This window comes from Mucilaginibacter sp., from assembly GCF_036383575.1.
Classification (GTDB): domain Bacteria; phylum Bacteroidota; class Bacteroidia; order Sphingobacteriales; family Sphingobacteriaceae; genus Mucilaginibacter.
The window spans coordinates 1-3072 of record NZ_DASVOB010000896.1 but is presented as its reverse complement, the minus strand read 5'-3'; the positions used below and the strand labels follow the sequence as shown (position 1 = coordinate 3072).

At 42.4% G+C, this 3072-nt stretch carries 2 protein-coding genes; both read right to left on the bottom strand.

From position 1 onward, the window contains the following. Positions 1-1676 (bottom strand): RagB/SusD family nutrient uptake outer membrane protein (locus VF500_RS31510; RefSeq protein WP_330863456.1); only part of this gene is annotated, 1676 nt, incomplete at its 3' end. An 18-nt stretch (positions 1677-1694) separates the two neighbouring features. Then, on the bottom strand, positions 1695-3072 hold a 1378-nt coding region (locus tag VF500_RS31505; protein ID WP_330863455.1), incomplete at its 5' end, for a TonB-dependent receptor domain-containing protein.

Genomic DNA, 3072 nt, shown 5'->3' with positions numbered 1-3072 from the left:
TTAGTGAATGTAATTTCTGATTGTGGAATTGGAAGGTATTCATCTCTTCCGGCAGTAAATTTAGCCGTTGCTAAAAATGGTCTTCTCACCTTTTCAACGTTAATGTAGTCGTTTAAAGTTTTTTCTGCAATCCCCCCACTAACTAAATCAAAGAAACGTGCCCCTTCGGTAGCAAATTCCAATCGCCTTTCCCATTGTAAAGCCTTGCGGGCATAGTCTTGTGTCCAGTTTGCCGGGCTATAGGGTTTTACATTGTAGGATGAAGGGAAAGTTCCATCCAGTTTTTTCAGCCTTCCCGTGCTGGCTGCCGCCCTGTTTCTGATTTGATTAATTAGCGGCAGTGCATTGGCCTGTTGCCCTAATTCAATATAAGCTTCGGCTTGCATTAACAAAACATCATCATACCTCAAGATATCATAGTTTTTAGCCGAGCCCATAAATGGCCCAAGCTTAAAGTAAGATGAGCTTGTAGCCAACTGCTGGTTACGCATGGTATGAAAATTACCGTAAACACCCGGGTCACGCACCCAACTGTTACTGAACGGCTTGGTGTTATCATATTTATATGGGTGCCCGTCTATGCCAACGGTATGATCCAGCCTTGTATCTACAGTAACTTTTGACAGATCGGCTATGCTATTATTAAATGTATCAAAATTAGGTAAACCATTTGCATCAGTTGTATAGGCATTTACTAAATTCTGACTTGCAGCGTGGAAACCGCAACAGCCGTATTGAGGAGCACCATGCGGGTAGTTCAACCCATCTTCAAAATTTAAACGCCCGGCAGTAGTACCATCATTGATAGTAAATTGTATGGCGAATACCGATTCCGGCCCGTTCTCCGTTTCAGGTAAAAAATTATCAGCAATATCCGGACTTAACGAATATTTACCTGACGTGATAACTGCCTGTGTAAGCGTAACAACTTCCTGTAACCTTGTTTTATTAATATTGGTGACATGATGGTTACCATCCTGCTCGTATGCCTGGTACAATTTTAATTTAGCTAAATAAGCTTGTGCGTTCAACTTATTGGCCCTCGCTAATTCAGGCTGTGTGGCTGGCAAATTATCAACGGCATATTGAAAGTCGGCGGCTATTTTATTCCATGAATCATCATTTGATAAAGTGTTTGAAACTTTCAGGATATCGGCCTCAGTCGCGGTTTCATCAAAAATGGGGATGTTTTTGTATAGCAATTTCATAGTAAAATAGCTATGGGCGCGTAAAAACCTTAACTCAGCCAAACGGATCTTTTTGTTTGGAAAATCAGCATCCGAAAGTGAATTAACAGCCCTGATGGCTACATTTGCCCTTGAGATAGATTTAAACAGATTTTTCCAGGTTCGGGAAACAAAAGAGTCCATTGATGGGGTCACCAGGTTGTAATGCTCCAAAGCATCCACCTCGCCAACATCGCCCGTGCCGCCGCCGCCTTTATAAGCATCATCTGAGCGAACGCTGCCATAAGCCCAATCGCTGTATATTGGCCCAATCATATCGCCGTTTCCGATTGCCGCATAAGCCGCGGTTACCAGTCCTTCAACAGCAGTTGGTGATTTTAAATCTGAAGAAGACAGTACACCCTTTGGTGTATAATCTAATGCTTTTTTACAGGAGCTAAGCATAATCAGCCCCGATAAAATAGTGGTTACAAATATTTTCGATTTCATATTGAATGATTTTTGAGATTAAAATGATGCATTGGCTCCAAAGCTGAATACGCGAGGAATTGGCACAGGATTAAGGTCAATCCGCTCAGGGTCTGGGCTCAGATACTTGCTGCTTTTCACCGTAAATATGTTTTCGGCCATAGCAAATACCCTTAACCTGGTAAATACAGCTTTAGGTAAAATGGTATATCCAATTTGAAGGTTCCTTAATTTGAAATACGAGGTGTTAACAATGAAGTAATCAGAAGTACGGCCTTCATTGTTATTATCTTTTAGTGTTAATGCAGGTACGTTGGTGTTGGTATGCTGCGGTGTCCAGCCGTCAAATACACCAGGGCCTACATTTTCCCGGCTGTGCATCAAATTGTTATACAGTGTATATACGTCAAAACCTTTTCGACCAGCAACACCTGATCCGAATATTGACAGGTCGAATTTTTTATAGGTGAGGTCAATTCTTGCGCCATATTCTAATGCCGGCAGTGTAGTACCTATCCAGGTTTGATCGTTGGCATCAATTTTTCCATCGTGATTAATGTCAACATAACGGATCCTACCCGGCCCGGCGCCGATTTGTGTTGGGGCAGCATCAACTTCGGCCTGTGATTGAAACAGACCAGCTGTTTTATAGCCAAATATGTCAAACTGAGAATGCCCTATGATGGTATTATCTATATTGCCCGGGTAGGCTGGCCTAACGTTCTCCGGTAGATCGGTGATCTTATCCCTGAAGTGAGAAAAGTTTAAAGTTACATTGTAATTAAAATCTCCTGACCGTTGCCCGTGATAGGTTACTAAAAATTCCCAGCCCCTATTGGTTTTTGAAGCACCATTAACAGTTTTGGATTGACCTTCGCCTAATGCAGATGCAACCGGCGGAGTGATCAGGATGCCTGTGGTTTTTCTAGTAAAATAGTCAAATGAACCGGAGATCTTACCATTTAATATGGCAAAGTCTAACCCGGTATTTAACTCGTCAGTAGTTTCCCATTTAAGGGCCGGGTTTTCTGCCTGAGTTTGAACAAAGCCAGATGGCAGTGATCCTGTATTGGCACCGGATAGTGAATATGCGGTACCAACGTTCATATATTGTTCCCAAAAGCCGGGGGTAAGTTGATTTTGGGTAGTGCCATATCGTGTGTTGTAAAGGGCATAGCGCGACAAGTCGCCGATTTCCTGGTTACCTACGCGACCAACACCAGATCTTAATTTCAGTTCAGAAAATATGGTGCTATTTTTCAGGAAGCTTTCCTGGTCTATTTTCCAGCCGGCTGAAGCAGATGTAAAAATACCATACTGATTATTGGCACCAAACCTTGACGAACCATCACGACGAACTGTGGCCGACAGTAAATATTTGCCTGCATAATTGTAATCAAAACGACCAAACTGTGAA